This is a genomic window from Bathymodiolus japonicus methanotrophic gill symbiont, from assembly GCF_019721995.1.
Lineage (GTDB): Bacteria > Pseudomonadota > Gammaproteobacteria > Methylococcales > Methylomonadaceae > Methyloprofundus.
The window spans coordinates 1-18,791 of sequence record NZ_BLYC01000031.1 but is presented as its reverse complement, the minus strand read 5'-3'; the positions used below and the strand labels follow the sequence as shown (position 1 = coordinate 18,791).

Annotated in this window: 25 protein-coding genes and 5 pseudogenes; 12 read left to right on the top strand and 18 right to left on the bottom strand. The window is 39.3% G+C overall.

The genetic code is table 11. The features are described from left to right. Positions 1-133: 133 nt before the first annotated feature. The 4 genes from K6984_RS34680 to K6984_RS23405 all read right to left on the bottom strand — a co-directional run bounded on the left by K6984_RS34680 (position 134) and on the right by K6984_RS23405 (position 2,530). Complete coding sequence (locus K6984_RS34680) at positions 134-262, bottom strand: hypothetical protein (protein ID WP_263458596.1); 129 nt, start codon at positions 260-262, stop codon at positions 134-136. Continuing rightward, complete coding sequence (locus K6984_RS23415; protein WP_221897646.1) at positions 211-1,152, bottom strand: hypothetical protein; 942 nt, start codon at positions 1,150-1,152, stop codon at positions 211-213. The genes K6984_RS34680 and K6984_RS23415 overlap by 52 nt, the downstream gene beginning before the upstream one ends. A 377-nt stretch (positions 1,153-1,529) precedes the next feature. Further along, the gene (locus K6984_RS23410; protein ID WP_087870914.1) at positions 1,530-1,868 is read right to left on the bottom strand and encodes a hypothetical protein; all 339 of its coding nucleotides are present in this window, start codon (positions 1,866-1,868) and stop codon (positions 1,530-1,532) included. Positions 1,869-1,870: 2 nt separating this feature from the next. Next, positions 1,871-2,530 carry an AAA family ATPase gene (locus tag K6984_RS23405; RefSeq protein ID WP_221897645.1) on the bottom strand — a complete coding sequence of 220 codons (660 nt, stop codon included), beginning with the start codon at positions 2,528-2,530 and terminating at the stop codon, positions 1,871-1,873. 363 nt (positions 2,531-2,893) lie between these two features. Between K6984_RS23405 and K6984_RS34675 the strand changes: the two genes are divergently transcribed. The 3 genes from K6984_RS34675 (at position 2,894) to K6984_RS23400 (ending at position 4,673) form a co-directional block, all read left to right on the top strand. Then, positions 2,894-3,022, top strand: coding sequence for a hypothetical protein (locus K6984_RS34675; RefSeq protein WP_263458596.1), 129 nt, complete (start codon positions 2,894-2,896; stop codon positions 3,020-3,022). A gap of 27 nt (positions 3,023-3,049) precedes the next feature. Further along, positions 3,050-3,178: a hypothetical protein gene (locus tag K6984_RS34670; RefSeq protein WP_263458851.1), complete on the top strand. Its 129-nt coding sequence runs from the start codon at positions 3,050-3,052 to the stop codon at positions 3,176-3,178. 523 nt (positions 3,179-3,701) lie between these two features. Then, complete coding sequence (locus K6984_RS23400; protein WP_087870916.1) at positions 3,702-4,673, top strand: replication initiator protein A; 972 nt, start codon at positions 3,702-3,704, stop codon at positions 4,671-4,673. 14 nt (positions 4,674-4,687) lie between these two features. Here K6984_RS23400 and K6984_RS23395 read toward each other — a convergent pair whose 3' ends face one another. Next, on the bottom strand, positions 4,688-4,840 hold the full coding sequence (locus tag K6984_RS23395; RefSeq protein ID WP_221897644.1) for a hypothetical protein: 153 nt from the start codon (positions 4,838-4,840) through the stop codon (positions 4,688-4,690). Between the two features lie 12 nt (positions 4,841-4,852). Here K6984_RS23395 and K6984_RS23390 point away from each other — a divergent pair, with 12 nt between their 5' ends. Further along, positions 4,853-4,996, top strand: a complete 144-nt coding sequence (locus K6984_RS23390; RefSeq protein WP_221897643.1) for a hypothetical protein — start codon at positions 4,853-4,855, stop codon at positions 4,994-4,996. 302 nt (positions 4,997-5,298) lie between these two features. Here the strand turns inward: K6984_RS23390 and K6984_RS23385 are convergent, their stop codons facing one another. Continuing rightward, positions 5,299-6,138, bottom strand: coding sequence for a replication initiation protein (locus K6984_RS23385; RefSeq protein WP_221897642.1), 840 nt, complete (start codon positions 6,136-6,138; stop codon positions 5,299-5,301). A gap of 543 nt (positions 6,139-6,681) precedes the next feature. Here K6984_RS23385 and K6984_RS23380 point away from each other — a divergent pair. Further along, complete coding sequence (locus tag K6984_RS23380; protein WP_221897641.1) at positions 6,682-6,915, top strand: hypothetical protein; 234 nt, start codon at positions 6,682-6,684, stop codon at positions 6,913-6,915. Between the two features lie 26 nt (positions 6,916-6,941). Here K6984_RS23380 and K6984_RS23375 read toward each other — a convergent pair whose 3' ends face one another. Then, positions 6,942-7,142 (bottom strand): tyrosine-type recombinase/integrase, encoded by a 201-nt coding sequence (locus K6984_RS23375; protein WP_221897640.1) that lies wholly within the window; start codon positions 7,140-7,142, stop codon positions 6,942-6,944. A 99-nt stretch (positions 7,143-7,241) separates the two neighbouring features. On the opposite strand from K6984_RS23375, the gene K6984_RS23370 reads away from it, so the two are divergent. Continuing rightward, a complete protein-coding gene (locus K6984_RS23370) occupies positions 7,242-7,487 on the top strand; it encodes a hypothetical protein (RefSeq protein ID WP_221897639.1) in 246 nt (81 codons plus the stop codon). A gap of 438 nt (positions 7,488-7,925) precedes the next feature. Here the strand turns inward: K6984_RS23370 and K6984_RS23365 are convergent, their stop codons facing one another. Continuing rightward, a complete protein-coding gene (locus K6984_RS23365) occupies positions 7,926-8,081 on the bottom strand; it encodes a hypothetical protein (protein WP_221897638.1) in 156 nt (51 codons plus the stop codon). Positions 8,082-8,093: 12 nt separating this feature from the next. Here K6984_RS23365 and K6984_RS23360 point away from each other — a divergent pair, with 12 nt between their 5' ends. Further along, complete coding sequence (locus K6984_RS23360; protein ID WP_221897637.1) at positions 8,094-8,255, top strand: hypothetical protein; 162 nt, start codon at positions 8,094-8,096, stop codon at positions 8,253-8,255. Between the two features lie 537 nt (positions 8,256-8,792). On the opposite strand, the gene K6984_RS23355 is transcribed toward K6984_RS23360, so the two are convergent. The 4 genes from K6984_RS23355 to K6984_RS23340 form a co-directional block, all read right to left on the bottom strand. After that, positions 8,793-9,323, bottom strand: a complete 531-nt coding sequence (locus K6984_RS23355) for a hypothetical protein (protein ID WP_221897636.1) — start codon at positions 9,321-9,323, stop codon at positions 8,793-8,795. A gap of 41 nt (positions 9,324-9,364) precedes the next feature. Beyond that, the gene (locus tag K6984_RS23350; protein WP_221897635.1) at positions 9,365-9,652 is read right to left on the bottom strand and encodes a hypothetical protein; all 288 of its coding nucleotides are present in this window, start codon (positions 9,650-9,652) and stop codon (positions 9,365-9,367) included. 424 nt (positions 9,653-10,076) lie between these two features. After that, complete coding sequence (locus K6984_RS23345) at positions 10,077-10,256, bottom strand: hypothetical protein (RefSeq protein ID WP_221897634.1); 180 nt, start codon at positions 10,254-10,256, stop codon at positions 10,077-10,079. 354 nt (positions 10,257-10,610) lie between these two features. After that, positions 10,611-11,777 carry an IS3 family transposase gene (locus tag K6984_RS23340; RefSeq protein WP_087870166.1) on the bottom strand — a complete coding sequence of 389 codons (1,167 nt, stop codon included), beginning with the start codon at positions 11,775-11,777 and terminating at the stop codon, positions 10,611-10,613. Positions 11,778-12,267: 490 nt separating this feature from the next. On the opposite strand from K6984_RS23340, the pseudogene K6984_RS31595 reads away from it, so the two are divergent. From K6984_RS31595 to K6984_RS23330, 3 genes and pseudogenes are all read left to right on the top strand, one after another. Then, positions 12,268-12,465, top strand: a pseudogene (locus tag K6984_RS31595) (IS6 family transposase); the annotation flags it as partial. A gap of 113 nt (positions 12,466-12,578) precedes the next feature. Next, the gene (locus K6984_RS34665) at positions 12,579-12,704 is read left to right on the top strand and encodes a hypothetical protein (protein WP_263458850.1); all 126 of its coding nucleotides are present in this window, start codon (positions 12,579-12,581) and stop codon (positions 12,702-12,704) included. Positions 12,705-12,708: 4 nt separating this feature from the next. Continuing rightward, positions 12,709-12,861, top strand: a pseudogene (locus K6984_RS23330) (IS1 family transposase); the annotation flags it as partial. Positions 12,862-12,924: 63 nt separating this feature from the next. Here the strand turns inward: K6984_RS23330 and K6984_RS23325 are convergent. From K6984_RS23325 to K6984_RS23305, 5 genes and pseudogenes are all read right to left on the bottom strand, one after another. Then, positions 12,925-13,968 carry an IS701 family transposase gene (locus K6984_RS23325; RefSeq protein WP_221897657.1) on the bottom strand — a complete coding sequence of 348 codons (1,044 nt, stop codon included), beginning with the start codon at positions 13,966-13,968 and terminating at the stop codon, positions 12,925-12,927. A gap of 83 nt (positions 13,969-14,051) precedes the next feature. Continuing rightward, positions 14,052-14,132, bottom strand: a pseudogene (locus tag K6984_RS23320) (IS6 family transposase); the annotation flags it as partial. 257 nt (positions 14,133-14,389) lie between these two features. Continuing rightward, on the bottom strand, positions 14,390-15,274 hold the full coding sequence (locus K6984_RS23315; protein WP_221897632.1) for a hypothetical protein: 885 nt from the start codon (positions 15,272-15,274) through the stop codon (positions 14,390-14,392). Between the two features lie 4 nt (positions 15,275-15,278). Then, positions 15,279-16,154: a hypothetical protein gene (locus K6984_RS23310; protein ID WP_221897631.1), complete on the bottom strand. Its 876-nt coding sequence runs from the start codon at positions 16,152-16,154 to the stop codon at positions 15,279-15,281. A gap of 294 nt (positions 16,155-16,448) precedes the next feature. After that, positions 16,449-16,631: pseudogene (locus tag K6984_RS23305) on the bottom strand (DDE-type integrase/transposase/recombinase); the annotation flags it as partial. Between the two features lie 122 nt (positions 16,632-16,753). On the opposite strand from K6984_RS23305, the gene K6984_RS23300 reads away from it, so the two are divergent. Continuing rightward, positions 16,754-17,158, top strand: a complete 405-nt coding sequence (locus tag K6984_RS23300) for a helix-turn-helix domain-containing protein (protein WP_221897630.1) — start codon at positions 16,754-16,756, stop codon at positions 17,156-17,158. Between the two features lie 24 nt (positions 17,159-17,182). Beyond that, positions 17,183-17,293, top strand: a pseudogene (locus K6984_RS31590) (IS6 family transposase); the annotation flags it as partial. A gap of 168 nt (positions 17,294-17,461) precedes the next feature. Here the strand turns inward: K6984_RS31590 and K6984_RS23295 are convergent. Further along, the coding region (locus K6984_RS23295; RefSeq protein WP_221897629.1) for an RHS repeat domain-containing protein at positions 17,462-18,791 on the bottom strand (1,330 nt) is incomplete at its 5' end.

Genomic DNA, 18,791 nt, shown 5'->3' with positions numbered 1-18,791 from the left:
AACGTAGCCTAAGCGAAGTGATGATTTTTAGTCCGCGATAGCCGTAGGGCCGTTATTTTGTCGGAGTCTGAGCGTTAGCGAAGGTGGAGACAAAATAAAAGGCCATCCGACACGGCGTCAAGTCATTTGGAGCCTATGTTCCGACCCCTTGTTGGGTCGGGACGAGGTGACGAGGACGAATCGGGGCCGCCGGAGGCATAAGTGGTCGCGTTAAGTTTTTGCTGCTTGCTTGGGCTGGGATGCCCAAAACAAGCTTTCGCAAAAATAGCGACTCCCCGATTTGTAAAATACAAAGGGTACAGCCAGTAGAATTGGCCTCAAATAAAGCGCGAATGAACGTGACGATTTGAAATAAAATTCACGCATGGACGCTTTTGTGTCAAAGGTACTACCCTGCAAAAATTGAGCTAACGCTGGAAACTGCCCTTCCGGCAATATTTTGTAGGCCGCTTGGTTTAGTTCATCATGATCCAGTCCCGACTTGCGGCTTGGGAACCACTTGAGAAACTTGGCCAACTTGGGTAAATCAACAACCAAGCCAGAATGGTACTCACCTGCAGCCTTCTTCGCATAAGCCTTCGCATCAACCGTAATAGCCCTTGTATGGTACATAAAGCTGGTGATTAAATTATCCATGATTTGTTGATATCGATAATAAATAAAACAAAGGCCATGCAGCCATTGTTGCGGCTTGTCTAACCTTCTCAACCGGGAAGCCGCATATTGTCCTGCTATATCAGCATAATAACGAATGGCATTTTTGGATAACAGAAGGGTTGGAAGAAAACCCTTTGCAAATTTATACAAGCCCTCAAGCTCCAATGCCTTTTCAACCTCAGCACTGATAGCGGTGTAGGTGAAATTTTTTTGATCGGCACGTATGATGTTTAGCTTGGTTATCCCATCTTCCCGGTCGATCAATTCAGATAACTGTTCTTGTTGCCCAAGGGGCATTAACAATATGAGCTGATCAAGCCTGTCGCGTTCATTAACAAAGGATTGAGTAAACATATCCTGCAAACTTCGGTAGGTCGGAATAACAATTTTTTGATTATCAAGGTAGACCAGTAGTTGACGAAATGCGTCATGAACTTTGGGGTAGTATCGGAGCAATTCACCTATGTGTGCCTCAACCTGAATTATCTGTTCCATTGACCTGGTTTGATAATCAAACAGTTTGAGAATAATTTGCTTTTGCTGATTGATGCGTTGACGAGTGATGTTGCCCTGAAATACCCCTGTTAGTTGAATCTAAGAAATAAAGACACTTTTAAATCCGAAATTTCAGATGTTTTCAAAATCCGCAACCGTGACCGCGTGAAGTATATATCTGAAAACTTGAACGTCGAGTGTAACGGCTCCACGTATTTTCGCGTCTTTTTTGATGTATTCTAGTTTTTAATAGGGTGTTCTAAAAAAATAAGTTGATAAAAAATCCAAGTAAAAAACATATATTCTTAATATATTAAAAACAATCTTTTTATACATTAAATGAGTATCTAAAAAGATACTAAATAATACTCAAAAAGTTATGTCAGCTCTTTTTTTATTAACTGATTAACAGCTAAACGAATAACGCCAACTCTTGTTAGCCCTAGTGCGTCTTGTAATTTCTCTAACTGATCTGATTCAAATTGATTCCAACGAATTGTCATCGATAACGCAGTTTTATTTGCCCTAGGATTTTTCTCATCAATGAGTTGTTGTGCTTTGGCTTCTCTTTCTTTTCTACGTTGTTCTTTTTTTAACAACTCTTCTTGTGATAGGCCTCCTTTTGCTGTAAAGCTTTTAGCTGTTACAACTTTCGTTGATTCTTCTTGTGCTTCAAGCGGTTTTCCTACCAGTGCACTTGCTTTTTTAACAGCCATTATTAAACTCCAATTTCTTTTAATAAATTAATAATTTCTTTCTGAGCTTTTTTGTTGGACTCTGTTTTTGCTTTTAACTCTGTAACACCTAATCCTTCTGACGCAGATAAATGATAAATACTGCGTTCACAGATAAATGTCTCTAAAATTCTAATTTGAGGAAATTCTCTTAAAAAATCCTTAGCCTCATCAACCTCTTTAACTCTTGGGTTTGTTGGGCTCATAGATATCACCGCGTAAACGTTTAATTCAGGGTTTACAATTAAAGCCTCTTCAATAATTGGTTGAAGCAAAATTAGGTTATTAAGATCAAACTGGGTCGGCTTAAATGGCACAAGAAAAACGTCTGCTGTAATTAGACCATGTCTTAGGTTTTTTTGATCAACACCCGCAGCATCTAAAAAAACATACTCATAGCGTCTATTTAAATCTCTAATCGCACCCGATAAATCACCTGACTGCTTTTGAACACTGTAAATTTCTTTTACATCATCTGAAAGTTTTTGCGAGCGTTCATCATTCCACATTGTGGAAGATTTTTGTAAATCAGCATCAATGATCATTACATCTTTATTTTGACTTGCTAAAAGCGCAGCAAGGTTAACAGTTAATGTGGTCTTACCAGTTCCACCTTTATTTCCACCTATATAGATTTTTGGCATTTACTATCCTTTTTAATATCTTTAAAATGTTAAAAAGATATCTTTTTAACTCTAAATTAAAGTATAACGTATTTTTAGTGTGTGTCTATAAATAATATTAAAAAGATACTCATTTAATATATTTTTTAACATCTAAAAAGTTCCAATAAAACTTTAAGATGGGAACAGGAATTAAGGTAAGTAACTTTAAAACAACCGATATTAGATTTAAATAGGTTGATAGTCTCCAGAAGATGTAGGGAAATTTATCAATCTTTAGTGCTCTCTATTAGAGATCGAGGGGAACCTAAAACTTTATTCAGAAGTAATCGTTAATAGCTGTTTTAAGATGATTTAAATTTTTAATTCGGGGAGTCGCTATTTTTGCGAAAGCTTGTTTTGGGCATCCCAGCCCAAGCAAGCAGCAAAAACTTAACGCGACCACTTATGCCTCCGGCGGCCCCGATTCGTCCTCGTCACCTCGTCCCGACCCAACAAGGGGTCGGAACATAGGCTCCAAATGACTTGACGCCGTGTCGGATGGCCTTTTATTTTGTCTCCACCTTCGCTAACGCTCAGACTCCGACAAAACAACGGCCCTACGGCTATCGCGGACTAAAAATCATCACTTCGCTTAGGCTACGTTTCCCTGATTTTCAGCGAGTGTGAGAGATAGAAAGATATACTTTTGTTTACTGTAGAGCATTTAACGTTTGATATATTGATTAAAAATCATCATTGATGACTTTAAAAATATGTTTTTTTGATTTTTGTTTAAAAAAATAAGTTTAGAAATCCAGTTAGATAAGTTAGATACTGAAGTTTCCCAATAATTATTTATGGTAAAATTGAAACTATGCTACAACTATATGAAAAAAATAGTCTTTTCATTCATTTCAAATGCTATTGCCTAAGGGGAATTAAGTAGGGGGTTGCTATAAACATGGCAAAACCACCTAAAATAAACCTCGATACACCAGCATTGTGTATTTCAGCTACTCAATAATTGGGAAACTTCAGGTTAGATATAGTTACAGCCTAAAAAAACTTCTGTATCCCTTGATACTCATATCATGTAATTTTTTAAGCGTTCCAAGAATGCTACTAAAGTTATAATGTTCTTAATATGCCGATACTTTTAATGAAAAGTTCGATAGAATAAAACAAAAAATGTTCTTGATATGCCGATACTATGACTAAAAATTTAATGCCCGATAGATATAAACAAACAGATTTTTTTATCTGTGATATTTTTGATTCGTTTAAAGACGATCTGGCATCAATGGAGCACCCTGTTTTTAGTTTATCAACTAAACCAGATCATCGACTTCTTGAGTACGACTATAAAGGGGTTAATATCAAGATAAAACCGAGTTACACGGGACTTGCGACTATTTTTGATAAAGATATATTAATGTATTTAGCGAGTTCGCTAATGAACTCTAAAAACCAAGGTGAGTGCATTTCTAAAATTGTCAGATTTACAAGCTATGACTATTTTTTATCTACAAATAAAAAAACAGGTGGTACGCAATATAAACAGCTTAATGAATCGCTGGAGAGGTTGAGCGGTACTAGAATACAAACAAACATCAAAACAAATGGTAAAGAAATTACGAGAGATTTTGGTTTGATTGATTATTGGGAAACGGTTAAAGAGGATAAAGGCGGTAAATCTATTCTTGTAGAAGTTAAATTATCGGACTGGTTTTATAATTCGATTCTTGGTGATGAAGTTCTAACAATAGATAAAGACTATTTTAGATTAAGAAAACCGACGGAGCGAAGGATATATGAGTTAGCGAGAAAGCACTGTGGCAGCCAAATTGCATGGAAAATAAAACTAGAAAACCTTAAAGAAAAAATTGGGACAGTAACAACAATAAGGAAGCTACGATTCAACATGAAGCAGCTTGCTGAAAGTAACCATTTACCAGAATACAATGTAAGCATTCAAGATGATGTGGTTTTGATAAGCAGAAAAGAGGACCACCAAGAAGTTAATAAAAAATCGCATGACATGTTGCCTAAGCATGTAAGTAAAAAAGAAATAGAAAAACACGCAAGGGTTGGAGAAACATACGATCAAGCAAGAGAACGACTAGGCAATAAAGATAATATACGGAATTTGAAAAAAGCTATACAAAATAAAGGCTCTATGTGAAATACGAAACTGGGCTATGAGTATTCAATTAAGTAGGCAAGCTCAAAGTAACAGGCGCGCCATGCTACCTCACGAAATTCCGGGACTCCTGTCGCCGTAATTCGTTCACCTACGCAGCGAATAGGAGATGCTCCAGCCGCCCTGCGTCCGCCACAGACTGAGCACAAAGCAGCTCAGTCATGGCTACCACAAATGGCTCTACGGCTATTCGGGATAAAATTTTAGCCTCCCTCGCGCGCTATCGCGCACTTCGGATTGGCAAATTTCCCTGCGCCTTCTGGAGACTATCAGCCCGTCCGGGGCTGACAGCGGATGTATTGTAAAGAATTGTATCGGAGTTATATCGACCATCTCCAATTTTTATACCGCCTAATCCAACCGTAACACCATGACATCCCCACACAAGATTCTTTAATTTATCTGGCGCAGCCTCTAAACCATGTCGTCCATCATCAATCGTATAGAATACAACCCCACCTCCTAAACCCCTATCACCAACCTCCGCTGAAAATCAGGGAAACGGAGCCTAAGCGAAGTGATGATTTTCAGCGTTTGTAGGGATAAAACATATAAAAAGGCTTAGCTAGAAGTCCGATATTTTGGGTTAAGTAGCCCGCTATGAACTCTATTTTTTATATTTCATCATAAAAGCTGTTTTGCTTAACGTGTAGCCTTCTTTTTCCAGAATTTCAAAGCCTTCTTTATAGCTCTGTATATGCCTAAAACGAGATTTTTGGAATTCTTTGTACGTATCTTCTGGCGAAAGATACTTTTTAGGGCTATTAGGATGTGTTCCTAGGGTTTTACGCTTCTTTTTAATGCTGAAGTGAAAGGCAACAATCGAACGGCCACATTTGATGTTTTTATAGCTTACATTCAGGTCTGTTTCAGTATTTATTTCCTTAGTTGCAACATCCAGAACCCACTTTTTAAAATCACACATAGTTTTGTACTTAGTGCCTAACGACAGAGTCTCCCTAATTTCCTTAACCTCAATTTCACGTTCGCCAATTTTTTTATATTGAACCAATAGTTCATAGAGCCGAATCCCATATGCTGATTTCAACCCTCCTATATTTTCAAGACGATAAATCGTAAAGGAGCCCTTTTTTTGTAAATTAATCAGGTACGGTATTACTTGACTAGAAAAATGTATTTCTGCACCTCCATCTTCATATTCAGCATCAGCTGATACCCAGCGGCATCGTAAGGGCTTCCTTCCTTCTCGCTTGATGACTAACTCCCTATCCCAAATAGAATTTACCGCTTTTCTTATTTCTCTATGCACGTTTTTTGGATCAATCCCAAATGCTTCTGAATATTCCATCGCTGAAATATAAAAAGGCTCTTCTTTGCTGATGGTTTTCTCAAATCCAATCTTTGAAATACAAGAATAAATCAAACGTAATTCTGGCACACTCATATAGTAACAAGCTTCGATTACATCATTGTGTTTTCTTACCATGTTTGTTTTCATTCGGGACCCAAATATAAAGAGTAAAAAATATAATCTCGTTACATTGTAGAATATAACAGGAGATAAATAAAAAAATTCGTTATATCACCGTAAATTACTCGTTATATCACCGTAAATTACTCGTTATATCACCGTAAATTACTCGTTATATCACCGTAAATTACTCGTTATATCACCCTATTTCGTATTTAAAATCATAGGGATATAAGGCTGAAAGCTTTTAAAGCTTTTAAAGCTTGGAAAGGAGGAAAGTGCCAATACACAGAAAAAAAAGGATAAAAAGATGGGTAATATCCCCATTTTTTTAAATTGCGCAGCAAAAAAGAAAGAGTTTACATAACTTCACCAGTTCAAAAAAACGTAAGCGAAGCTTCCCACCTAGACAAGTTACGCCACTTACTTTAACGGCTTGATTTTTTCAGTCAGGTTCCAGGGTAAAAACTGATCCAATGCATCTGGATTCAGGCGCGCCATGCTACCTCACGAAATTCCGGGACTCCTGTCGCCATAATTCGTTCACCTACGCAGCGGATGGGAGATGCCCTGAACGCCCTGCGTCCGCAACGACTACGCACAAAAGACGCTTCGTCATTACTACCTCACTGGCTGGACGGCTATTCGGAATGCAATTCTTGCTCCTCTCGCGTGCTGCTAGCACACGTCGAATCAGCGAATTGCCCTGTCGCCTATCAGGGACTAAAAATCACCACTTCGCTAAGCTACGTTTCCATGATTTTCAGCGAAGTTAAAAAACACGCTGAGTAGTTACATTTATTGTTACAAAAACCGTTTTATTCCCACATTTTTAAAGCGGTTTCGCGTTCTTCCTGTCCGATTGCGTCCATATAAATCATGGTATTTTCTATGCTGGTATGCCCTAGCCATTTTTGAATTAATCGCGGGTTTCTGGTTTTAATTGAAGCATTCACCCCGAAGCCATGACGCAAGCCTTTAGCCGTTGCCTGTGCGCCTTTAATATCTGCCTGTAACATAAAGCTTGTGTTCGCTTCCACGGGAACAAATACGGGGCTTTTTTTGCACTCTCTGCGCCTTTCTAATCCCGTGGACTAATTCCAAAGCATAATATGTCATTGAAAGATATAGTTTTGGAGGTGTTTGAGTTTGAGTTTACTGATGACAAAACGGGTGAGGTACTTAGTAATAGAACAATTAAAATGACTAACTCCGAGATAATCAATGAGTTGCCTGAGAGTATAATAACTAACAGGTCGAACCAGATGGCTGTAAAAAAAGTGTTAAAGGGTCTTAATGTGAAGCACAATAGGAGGGCTTATTTTATGCCGCCTTTAAGTAAAGCTGATAGCTCAATCCATTAGAGTCAGATTCCCTTGTATTTTCTTATATAAGGGAATATGAATATACCGGATATACGCTAAAAAAAGTTACTTCCCACTAGGGCTGAGAGTCCGCTAAATTAAAGGTCTACTCAAATTGCTCTGATGAACAAGCGATTGGTTATATTATACAGTTTAAGGGATTGCAGTAATTAAACCCAAAGGGAAACTATGGTTTTCCCAACCATGATAATTTATCCTAATTGAGCAAGAAATTGATTTCATTCACGTTTAATAATTAGTTGAAATGAAGTCATGTGCGTGTTGCCCCAGAACATGGTGTGTTTTGAAGCTGAGATGAATAAACGCTTGAGAGCTGTGGCTTTCCCTGAACTGGATACTTCTGAAAATCCGCTGACCGTAGATATTCAATAAAAAAAGCTCCAAGAAAGGCGGCCAAAGAGGGGTAACTATAAAATCCTAAATTGTAAATATAATGATTTCGTATAAATATCCATAGCAGGCGCGCCATGCTACCTCACGAAATTCCGGGACTCCTGTCGCCGTAATTCGTTCACCTACGCAGCGAATAGGAGATGCTCCAGCCGCCCTGCGTCCGCCACAGACTGAGCACAAAGCAGCTCAGTGATGGCTACCACAAATGGCTCTACGGCTATTCGGGATAAAATTTTAGCCTCCCTCGCGCGCTATCGCGCACTTCGGATTGGCAAATTTCCCTGCGCCTTCTGGAGACTATCAGCCCGTCCGGGGCTGACAGCGGTTGTACGTGACAGTAACCCTAGTCTTTGATTATAAAAGGATTATAGGTATAGTACAATCTATATTATGTTGCACACTAAATAGCGTTTTATTATGAAGTTTAAAAAGTTACTTCCTCCCTAGGGCAAAGAGTCCCCAGAATACTGTTGCTTGTTGCAATAAGCCAACTCTTTATTTTGAAATGGTTTACCGTTTAATCTTTGTTTTCTGTAACAGCTATAACAAACCACATACACACACCAAATTAGTCAATCGCTTATTGGCGGGGCATGTAAGTCCCCTTAAAGACCCACAAAAACCCTTAATTGGTGTATAGTAGGGGTTAGCTGTTAAAGCGCCTTAAAAGCGATATAAAACGCCTTAGCGGAGAGCTGGCGCGCCATGTGTACTGTGAGTTATCCTTTTTAGAGTACTCGGATTCAATTGTAAAAACATCAGGCGCGCCCAAGATAGAAGATTACAGATACGATAAAAAAGTTACTTACTCCCTGGGCGAAGATAAAAAACAGGTTCATAACCAGGTTTACACAAATACGTATCTTTTGCGACAGAACCCGCCTGTGTGCGTTAATCTACTGGGATAGATCGTGCCAACTCTAGGAGTCTCTGTTTCACTGATTCATCCTTAGCACCGTTTTTCTCAGCATACAGTACGTACTCTTTTGAATCAGTTACCCAAAAGACTAAAGATTCAGCTGCCCCTGAATTACTCACATTAACTCTGTACATCGCAGGTATACCGTTAACAGCCTCATTAATTAACTCCTGAGTCATTTGTATGCGACCTCTACTCGTAATATAATCAACTTCACTCAGTTTCACTACTCCCAAATCATCGAATTTATAAAAACGGGATATATTCGTCCATTTTCCGTCATGATTAGAGCCTGAAGTGTGTGCGCCAAGTAGTTCCACATCATCAAATGGCGTACCCTCTAAGTTTGCGGGTTCTTTAACCAGTTGGTTAGCGGCTTCGTCATAAGATAACATCAGATGTTTAAAGCGAGACTCAAGGGCTGTCGAAATTTGGCGTACATCTGATTCCTCAGCTGATGCGTATCCTCGTTCTGCAATCTCTTCAATAGCCTTCTTTGTCATATCTTTAAATAGTTGAGGTATTGGTTGGTCTTTATATGAAACTATTGAAAACCCTCCTCCATCGTATCAAAAGAGGGGCTTGCTAATGGATCATTTAAGTCTAACTCTTCATGATCATGATCAATCTCCACATGCACCTCTGGTTTGCTAGGCACCTCTGGAACATAATCAGCAAAGGTTTCACGGACAACCTCAGCAGTCCGGGGTTGCTTAGTCTCACTTACTGGTATCTCAGGTTTATTGTCCCAACCTGATAAGGCATAAGCTGTACCAAATACCAACAGCAATGCAGGTATAAAAATAAAAGCGTGTTCTTTGTAATATTCCATTTTCTCATCCTCTATATTTTTTAATGAAACTAGGGAATCCTAGTTTCACATGGTCATTTATCTATACTAATTAAAAATTACAACTGTTACTCGATGCTCAAGTTTTTCCATCCTATTTCCATCAAACTCTTACCTTCACCCAGCAGAACAATACTTTAATGATGCTGTTGGGCCTAAGCGCCCTAAATCCCTGCCAATCATATGTTTTCCTGATGGCATCAGTTGAAACACATCCTTCGCTAAAGCTCCGTTTCCAGGATTTTCAGCGGGAGAAGGCCATGGTCAAACAAAAGACTCAGAATCAGGCCACGGCTTGATCCCTCTTTATCTAATTGTTTGGCCTCACGCCCCCATCCTTCATAAAGCTTCCAGGGTTCTGTCGCAAAAAATTAATATTTGTGTGAAAATCAACTGCAACCTGTTTTTATGCGACAAATGGATAAAACACCATGCTGGAGAAAAACATTCTCACCACATCATTAAAATAACGATAATCTCCAGTAATGCCTATAACGGCGTTTACAGTCACGTTTTTACTATCGGCCTGTAATTGCTCACATGCAGCATTAGCCGCGCTTTGCGTTACCTTGCTTTTGCGTTCCATAATTTCACCTGATTTATGTAGTAGATAGTAGTATCTACTACATGCTACCAGCTAAGTAAAGGAATATATACCTATTAGTACAATAAGTACTGGTTGTATTTGTTTTAATATAAAATATATTTATAGTGTTTTTGTGTGTATTAATAAATGTATTGTTTTTGATGTATTTATTAAAGGTATTGTAATTTATTTAAGTATTGGTTATATTGTGTTCAATGTTTTTATTATATGTAGGGGAAACAATAAAAATGATTATTTCATTATTAAACCAAAAAGGCGGGGTGGGAAAATCAAGCCTTGTATAGCACCCCAAAGAGTCAAGACAGATTTTTCAACAATCCTTATTCCATATTCCTAAGCCGCTTCATTCTGCTGTTCATTAGCTAAAATACTTTCTCTATATACATTCATTGGTTTTTTATAGTCCAGGGTTTCATGAAACCGTTGATGATTATAAAACTCAATATAGTCATCAACATCTTCTATTAACGCTCTAATTGAACCATATTCATTTAAATAAATACGCTCACATTTTGCACTTCGCCAAAACCGTTCAATACAAATATTATCCGTTGCTCGTCCTTTTCCATCCATAGAAATAGTAATGCCTTTGTTTTTTAGTCGTTGGGTATGAATTTCACTGGTGTATTGACTGCCTTGATCCGTATTAAAAATTTCAGGTGTTCCGTAGAGAGAAAGCGCTTCATCTAATACATCCATAACTAAAAAAGAATCCATTGTGTTTGATATTTTATGGGCGAGCACTGCTTTTGAGTGCCAATCAATAATCGCCGCTAAATAAACCATCCCTTCTTTGGTTTTAATATAGGTTATATCTGTACTCCAAACTTGGTTAGCGTGTGATATATCAAGATCTCTAAGCTTATAAGTATATTTTTTATGTTCTTTTATGGGGATCGTTGTATTGACTTGTTTTACCGCTAATACGGCTTTCAAGCCCATCTGCTGCCGATAACTCGCCACCGTGTTTAAACTGACTTTAAAACCACCTTCAAGCAACTGCTGGTGTACTTTAGCCGCACCATAAATAGGGATGTCTTTAAAAATGTGATTAATCTGAGTTTTGATCTCTTCTTTCTTTTTATTCTCTCTTTTTTTGTAATAGAGATTGCTTCTATTTAATCCTAATAATGCACACTGCTGTGTTAGAGGTAGAGTGTTAAGCTTGGGCTCAATCAACTGTTTTCTATCAGATGAGTCCAAGCTTTTTAGCTTTTTTTCGAGCCACTCCTTTTCAACCGTCATTTTTCCTACGATTTTTGTGAGCATCTCATTTTGTTCTTGAGCTGCTAATAGATCCTCTTTGTAATCTTTAACGGCTTTGGAGGGCTCCATTGCTATTTCTGCATTGTCTAAGAATATTTTTTTCCAGTTTTGTAGGTTCTTAGGTGTGATGTTATTTGCACTGGCAATTTCTTGCAGTGTTTTTTCATTCTTTAAAACTTCTAATACCAACTTGCTTTTAAATTCAGCACTGTAGACCGTTCTTTTTCTGCTCATTTTAATACTCCAATTTTTTACAAATAGTAACTAATTTGGAATAAGATTGCTTTGATTTCTTGTCTGGATTTGCTGGGGGATTATATAAAATCATAGAGCAATTATTTAACAAAGCAACAGAGCAACAAACAGCGAAGCAGGGGAGCGCATAACATGGCAAATCTAAAACCACCAGTAAGCAAAAAAACAGACACAAAAGGCAAAACAGGGCTTGACCCTAACACGATTGATTTAGAGGAGACCATACTAGCCAAAGCCAGCAGCAGCGACAGAACAAACGCCGCCTAGCTCGCTTGTTCTCATGCAAATAAGAGTACCAGAGAGCGCAAGAAATGAGTTTAAGGCGTATGCATCAATGCGTAGTAAGTCAATGAATGTCTTGTTTTTGGAGATGTTCGAGGAATTTAAAACCCGAAATAGTGGCGCATGACCCGAAGTAATAAAGGTTCAAATTAATAGAAAATAAGGTTCTGTCGCATACCCCCCCTTTCCTGATAAGGTCGTTATGGATAAAAGTGGCGCTAACTATGCAGGATTAGCCAATATTAACCACTTGTTAATCATCGCTGGGTTTGCCACTATGATTGACATATTACAAGTTAAATATTTGAATAACATCATCGAACAGGATCATCGCTTTATCAAAAAAATAACAAAACCGATGATGGGCTTTCAGGCGCGCCATGCTACCTCACGAAATTCCGGGACTCCTGTCGCCGTAATTCGTTCACCTACGCAGCGAATAGGAGATGCTCCAGCCGCCCTGCGTCCGCCACAGACTGAGCACAAAGCAGCTCAGTCATGGCTACCACAAATGGCTCTACGGCTATTCGGGATAAAATTTTAGCATCCCTCGCGCGCTATCGCGCACTTCGGATTGGCAACAACCCTGCGCCTTCTGGAGACTATCAGCCCGTCCGGGGCTGACAGCGTTGGAAAGAAAAATACGCAAAAAATAGAGCGTAAAAACCTAAATTTAAGAACATGGATTAAACGTTTAACGCGTAAAACAATTTGCTTTTCTAAATCAGAAAAAATGCATGATACCGTCATTTATGCTTTTATCTGTTTGCTTAGGGAATAGTTCAGGATTAAACCTGTATTTAGTCATAAAATACCCTAATATTTATTTGAACTACTTTAGAAGTTACGCATTGACGACAGATTGAAATTCTGGATTCAAATGATTCAACTTTGGCATAAAGGTTCCAATGAACGAAGCTATCACATCTTTGAATAAATTTCGCTGCACGCTATAGCAATTATTAATCACTTCAGCAAATCTGAGTTTTTGTAGTTGAACAAACCCACAAATTGCAGCAAAAAGGTGGTTCTTTATAGCTCCTTTACTGCGAACCTGGAATCGCTCTATATTGCATACCTGCTTTATCGCTCGATGATACTGCTCAATCTGCCAATGCCTATCATGTTGTTCGGTAAACGCTTTATTATCAAAAACCATTGTTTTCTCTTTATCAGGTAGTGAGCTTATATAATGGCGAACTTGGTCTTTCAAGTTCGTCCGAAATAATTTTACAAACCCAAAATTCTTGAGCCAAACCATCAAGCCATCTTCTGGAATATCCAGCTGTTGAACCTGTAACCATGTCCCTTTTTCCAATGAGACCAAGCGGTTGCTTTCCAATGCAAAGAGCAAACCTATCTGATGATTTCTAATCAGTTTAAGATTACTCACACAACTGTACCAGCTGTCTCCCGTAACAAAATCAGGATCAAGCCCCCAAGCCAATACTTCATCCAGCATATCTTGAAAATAGTCATTTTTTGTCTTTCCTTCTGCTTTGTCGACCACTCGAAAATTAACGGGTTGATGCTTCCCTTGAATATCGGTGTAATACAAAGTCACAAGATTGATTCCTTTAACCGCTCGATGATGTTTACCTGACCAAAAATGGCTGACAAGTTCCATATACTGACTATAAGGTTTATCAAGGACACTATCGTCTACACTCAAGGTTCCTCCCTTTAAATTCAATGTGGTACTGGCTTCATTGTATAAGTCTCGTCCAGTATAAAGTTCGCGATTCAGAAATCGGTTTACACTATCATGTGATATCGACATCACTTCTCCTAATCGCCGACAACTGGCCTGTTTTGGCTCACTTAATAAAAAGCTAATATACATCGGTAAGGTGCAGCGGGCTGTTGATGGGCGTGTTATTTCTCTTATCAAGACTTGGCTTTCCGATGGCTTTGGTGTTTTCAATGTTCATAGTTTAGCATTGCCTGTCAATGCGTAACTTCTATACTTTACGAAACGCCATACCTGGCATAAAAGAAAACAGCATAAAGAATGACATCTTTTTGAAAGTGAGTGCCTTTGAAGCTGAGCATGTGATCCACCTTTTATTGAAATTGATAATTATGATAGCAGATAACGTCGGGAAGGGGGATTTATGCGACAGAACCCTCTAAAAAATATAACTCACAGTAAACATGGCGCGGCAGCTCTTCACTAAGGCACTTTAACAGCTAACCCCTACCATACACACCAACTAAAGGTTTTTGTAGGTCTTTAATGGGCTTAGATACCCCCAACAAGCGGTAGTTTAGAATTATTTTGTTCAAAAACTTGAGGGTCGAGTTATAGGTTAATTAAATTTTATACTGCCTTTTACACCGGGTGAACCACTGCTTCCATCTCTCCCTTGTGTATCACCAAACGAACCACTCCTGCCCGTTACTCTCGCGCTTCTATTCAGTTTACCCAGTCCGCCATATTGCCCTCTACCAACGAGATTTGCCTTGCCACCATCTCCTCCTTCTCCCGGTAAACAGAGCGTTACAAACTCATTCTTGTAAGCAGCTGGTACGGTCATAACGACTGAGCCCCCATTTCCGCCATTTCCGCCATTGCCGCCATTATCCCCCTTGCAGCCATTGCCACCATTGCCGCCGTTAGCACCATAGGATGAACTACCGCCACAAAATTTATATTCTCCACCATCTCCGCCATAGCCTCCTTGCTCTGAACGCCATTGATCGTCACCTTTGCTGGGGTCGTTGTAAGCATCCCCACCTTTACCGCCTTTACCGCCTTTATTGATAATAGTAAATCGGTTGATAAGTGAATCAGCTATTGTGATGTTTTTTATGGTGATTGAAATATCAGGGGATTTTAGTCCAGTCATTCCATTTGTCCCATTCATGCCTGATACTGAATCAGAACCATCTGTACCCGGTGTCGCATCGTACCTTGATATGGCGCCATTACACGTACCATCTGCTCCTTTCAATCCATTGATGCCAGCAACTCCTTTTTTCCCTTGTTGTCCACTTTGAGCATCTGCCGCATGAACGAGTATGAAAGGAAAGGGTAGCTCACCCACTACTTTTAGATTATCTATGGTAATCCCTCCTGAACCCATAATGTCTATATAGCCGCCCTCTTCTACCGTTATTGTCCCGTACTCTTCTCCGGCTACGCCAACTGGAATAACTAGTGGATTTTTCGCACTTATTGTTTTATCAGCCATTATCTTATACCGTTGTAATTGTTATCGAACCTGCAATACCGGGCTTACCATTCTGACCAGCTTTACCCGGTATATTTCCGTTAGTACCTGCTTTACCCGATATTGACAGTCCCTTTTCTTCTGGCAGTAAATCTAAACCTTGCCCACCTTCGGGGCCTCCGCTACCACCTTCGCCAACTATTCCTCCCTGTCCTCCCTGTCCTGCTACTCCTATATTTGATCTAGTCCATCTTTTCATACCTGAATTTACGGGTATTGTTAGTTCAATTTTGCAACCATTGCCGCCATTGCCGCCATTGCCGCCATCACTCCCATTGCCGCCATTGCCGCCATTACCTCCATTACCGGGATGAGCATGTTGAAGGTCACATGTAATAGGTTTTCCACCATTACCACCTGCACCGCCTGCTCCCCCACTGCCGCCCCTTCCACCATTCCAGCCGGCGCCAGGTTGGTCAATAATAGCTAACTGACCGGGATTAGTTATTTTATTTATCTTGATAGATAGATCGTGTGTATTGCCACCATCTGCACCATCATGACCTTTTGTCCCTATCTCCCCATTTCCTCCTGTTCCGCCACCTGCTGCATCAGCACTTGCATACATATCATCCCAAGGTATACATTCACTATCCGTACCCGGTCTACCTTGTAAACCAACCTCTCCATTACGCCCATCCTCCCCGTTTTGTGGCGCGTTACTTTTTGTAGGTAGTGTCATGATAGTAGGCATGTTCCCCCCCGCACTTTGTGATTCCTTAAATATCAATTCATCAATCTCTATCTTGCCATATCCAGTGCAAGATATTGTGTCACTATTACCCATTGATAATTTCTTATAGTGTACATTTATAATCTCACCATCTATTATTATGTCCATTTACCCTATTCTCCTAATTAGTTAATTAAGGTTCTGTCTCAAAAGTTTATCGTGCGTGTAAAAACCAGTTATAACCGGTCTTTATGCGGCTAATGAATAAAACTGTCCTGCAGGAGACAAACCATCTCCTCCGATCATTTGCCCTTTTTTGATCATTTTCATTAGCTCAATACCTGCTACTCGATGTTCAAGTTTTTCCATCCAATTGCCATCAAACTCTTACCTTCACCCAGCAGAACAAGGTTCTGTCGCAATAATTATCAAAAGCACAGACCTCCTAGTCTTCAGGCATAACTATCCTGCTAAAGCCATAAACTGCTTATAAGCAGGAATATTTTCCTCAGACAATTGCCCCTTTCGGATGATATGTGCCGTTTCAATTCCATCAATTGTTGCTTGGGCGGAGTGAAACGCTTTAAAGCCCATCATCGGTTTTGTTATCTTTTTGATAAATCGGTGATCCTGTTCGATGATGTTACCCGAATTCGTATAATAAGTGCATAACCCTCTGCAAGTATTGGCTAGACTAACACCTGTTGAATTAAGACAAGACATAGGTGTAAAGTAAAAAGCTACCAAACAATTTACAGAGGCTACAAATGAGCTATACACACCTATGTCCTGAAGAAAGATATTATATAGAAATTGAATTAGAAAAGGGAACTTCACAGAATAAAATAGCAGAAGCCTTAGAACGAAGCCAAAGCAATATTTCACGCGAGATTAAACGCAATACAGGTCAAAGAGGCTACAGGCATAAACAAGCAGAAGATTTTGCCCAAGAACGACACAAAAACAAGCCTAAAGAGGTTAAATTAACGGATGAAATAAAAGGCATTGTTAATGTTCGCATTGAGAATGACTGTAGTCCTGAGCAGATTGCAGGGCGGTCAAAACAAGAAGGTATAATTAGTCTTCATCATGAAACAATCTACCAGCATATTCTGGCGGACAAAAAGGCAGGGGGTGAACTATCGCGGACTAAAAATCATCACTTCGCTTAGGCTACGTTTCCCTGATTTTCAGCGTCCGCTCAAGCAACCATTGATGGAATTGAAACGGCACATATGATCCGAAAGCGACAATTGTCTGAGGAAAAAATTCCTGCTTATAAGCAATTTATGGCTTTAGCAGGATAGTTATGCCTGAAGACCAGGCTTCCTGCATTTTCAACAATACTTGCGACAGAACCATGCTTGTCTCCAAGATGAATTAAATTAGATGATGAATCGCCCCCAATAAATCGGGGGCTTTGTTCACCTGCCATACTCTCAGCACAAACTGCCAAGAGCATAAGAGAGATAACTTTACTTAGTAGCATGCGCTTTTCCGTAAGGTTCATATTCAAAAGATGATGTAGGCGTTAATGTTTTTGAATCAACACTCATTAAGTTACTTCTCAATCTGTCTGGGAATATGTAATCAATCTTTCCATCTGGGTGTATTACTTCCCACGTTTGACTGAAAGACTGGATGCGCTTTTTGTGCCCGGCTTTGACAATTTCCAAGCCACCATCTAAGTAAATTGCTACGTTATCCTGTAACTTCTTTCTATTGAAATAGCTAATTGATACCGTGTTGCCACCATTCTTTATAGATTCAAGTCGCCCACTGTCACCGTACGCATAGGATTCTTCACCATCACCTAGTAACCTGCCTAGCGCATCATGCTTAAACGTCACAGGTTTACCAGCGATTGTCCCAGTGGCGAGTCTGTTTGTTTTACTTTCAACGGTAAACTTGTTAGCTCCATTCTGCAAAAGATTGTTGTTAGCATCATACTGATAGCTTAAATCAAGTGTTGGACTTTTAGCATTAACCAGTCTCTTTCTCATATCGAATGTATATTGAGTAACTTTACCATCCCGAGTTTGCGATGTTATGTTGCCCGTATTATCCCATCCGTATTTTAGTGATGAAATAACTTTATCACCTTGAGAGAATGTATCTTCTATAGAGCGACCCCAGCCATCAATGGCTCGTTTCAATGAAACAGACTTACCATAATTTATCTGCTGTGGCTTTAATGTAATGCCATAATCACTAAACCCTATAGTTGCATCTGGATTAACTGCTTTCGTCTCGCCAGCGTAAGATACGGTAGCTAATTCACCAGTCTTATTGTAACTATAAGTTACAGAAGATTTATCAGGGTAAGTCACAGATAGCGGGATAGCATTCGGGTAATAAAGGAATTCATAATCATACTGTTTTGCAGCAACATTCCATATTTTCTGGGTAATGTTCCCGTCATTGTCATAATTAACATTAATATGATTTCCTTTATCCTGAATTCCTGTGAGCCTGCCTAGGTTAAAGAACCCCTTGACCTGATCATCCCATGTGTAATGAACAGTACGTGCCATATCCCCCTCGGTGCGTGTTGCTGTTAATGCTCTTTCATGGATGTCATAAGTATAGGTATTATGTTCAATGCCTTTATTATGCACTATCAGCTTGCCCGAGCCATCCCAAGCAAATACTTCGTTACCTGAATCTGGCGTATAACTGCCAATCATTTTTCCATCAAAGTCAAAAGTGCGAGTTGATGTAAAGCCTCTGTTATCAACTTCTTTGATAATGTTTCCAAGCAAGTTTTTATAAACAGTCGACTGAGTTTTATCAGCTTCAACCTTA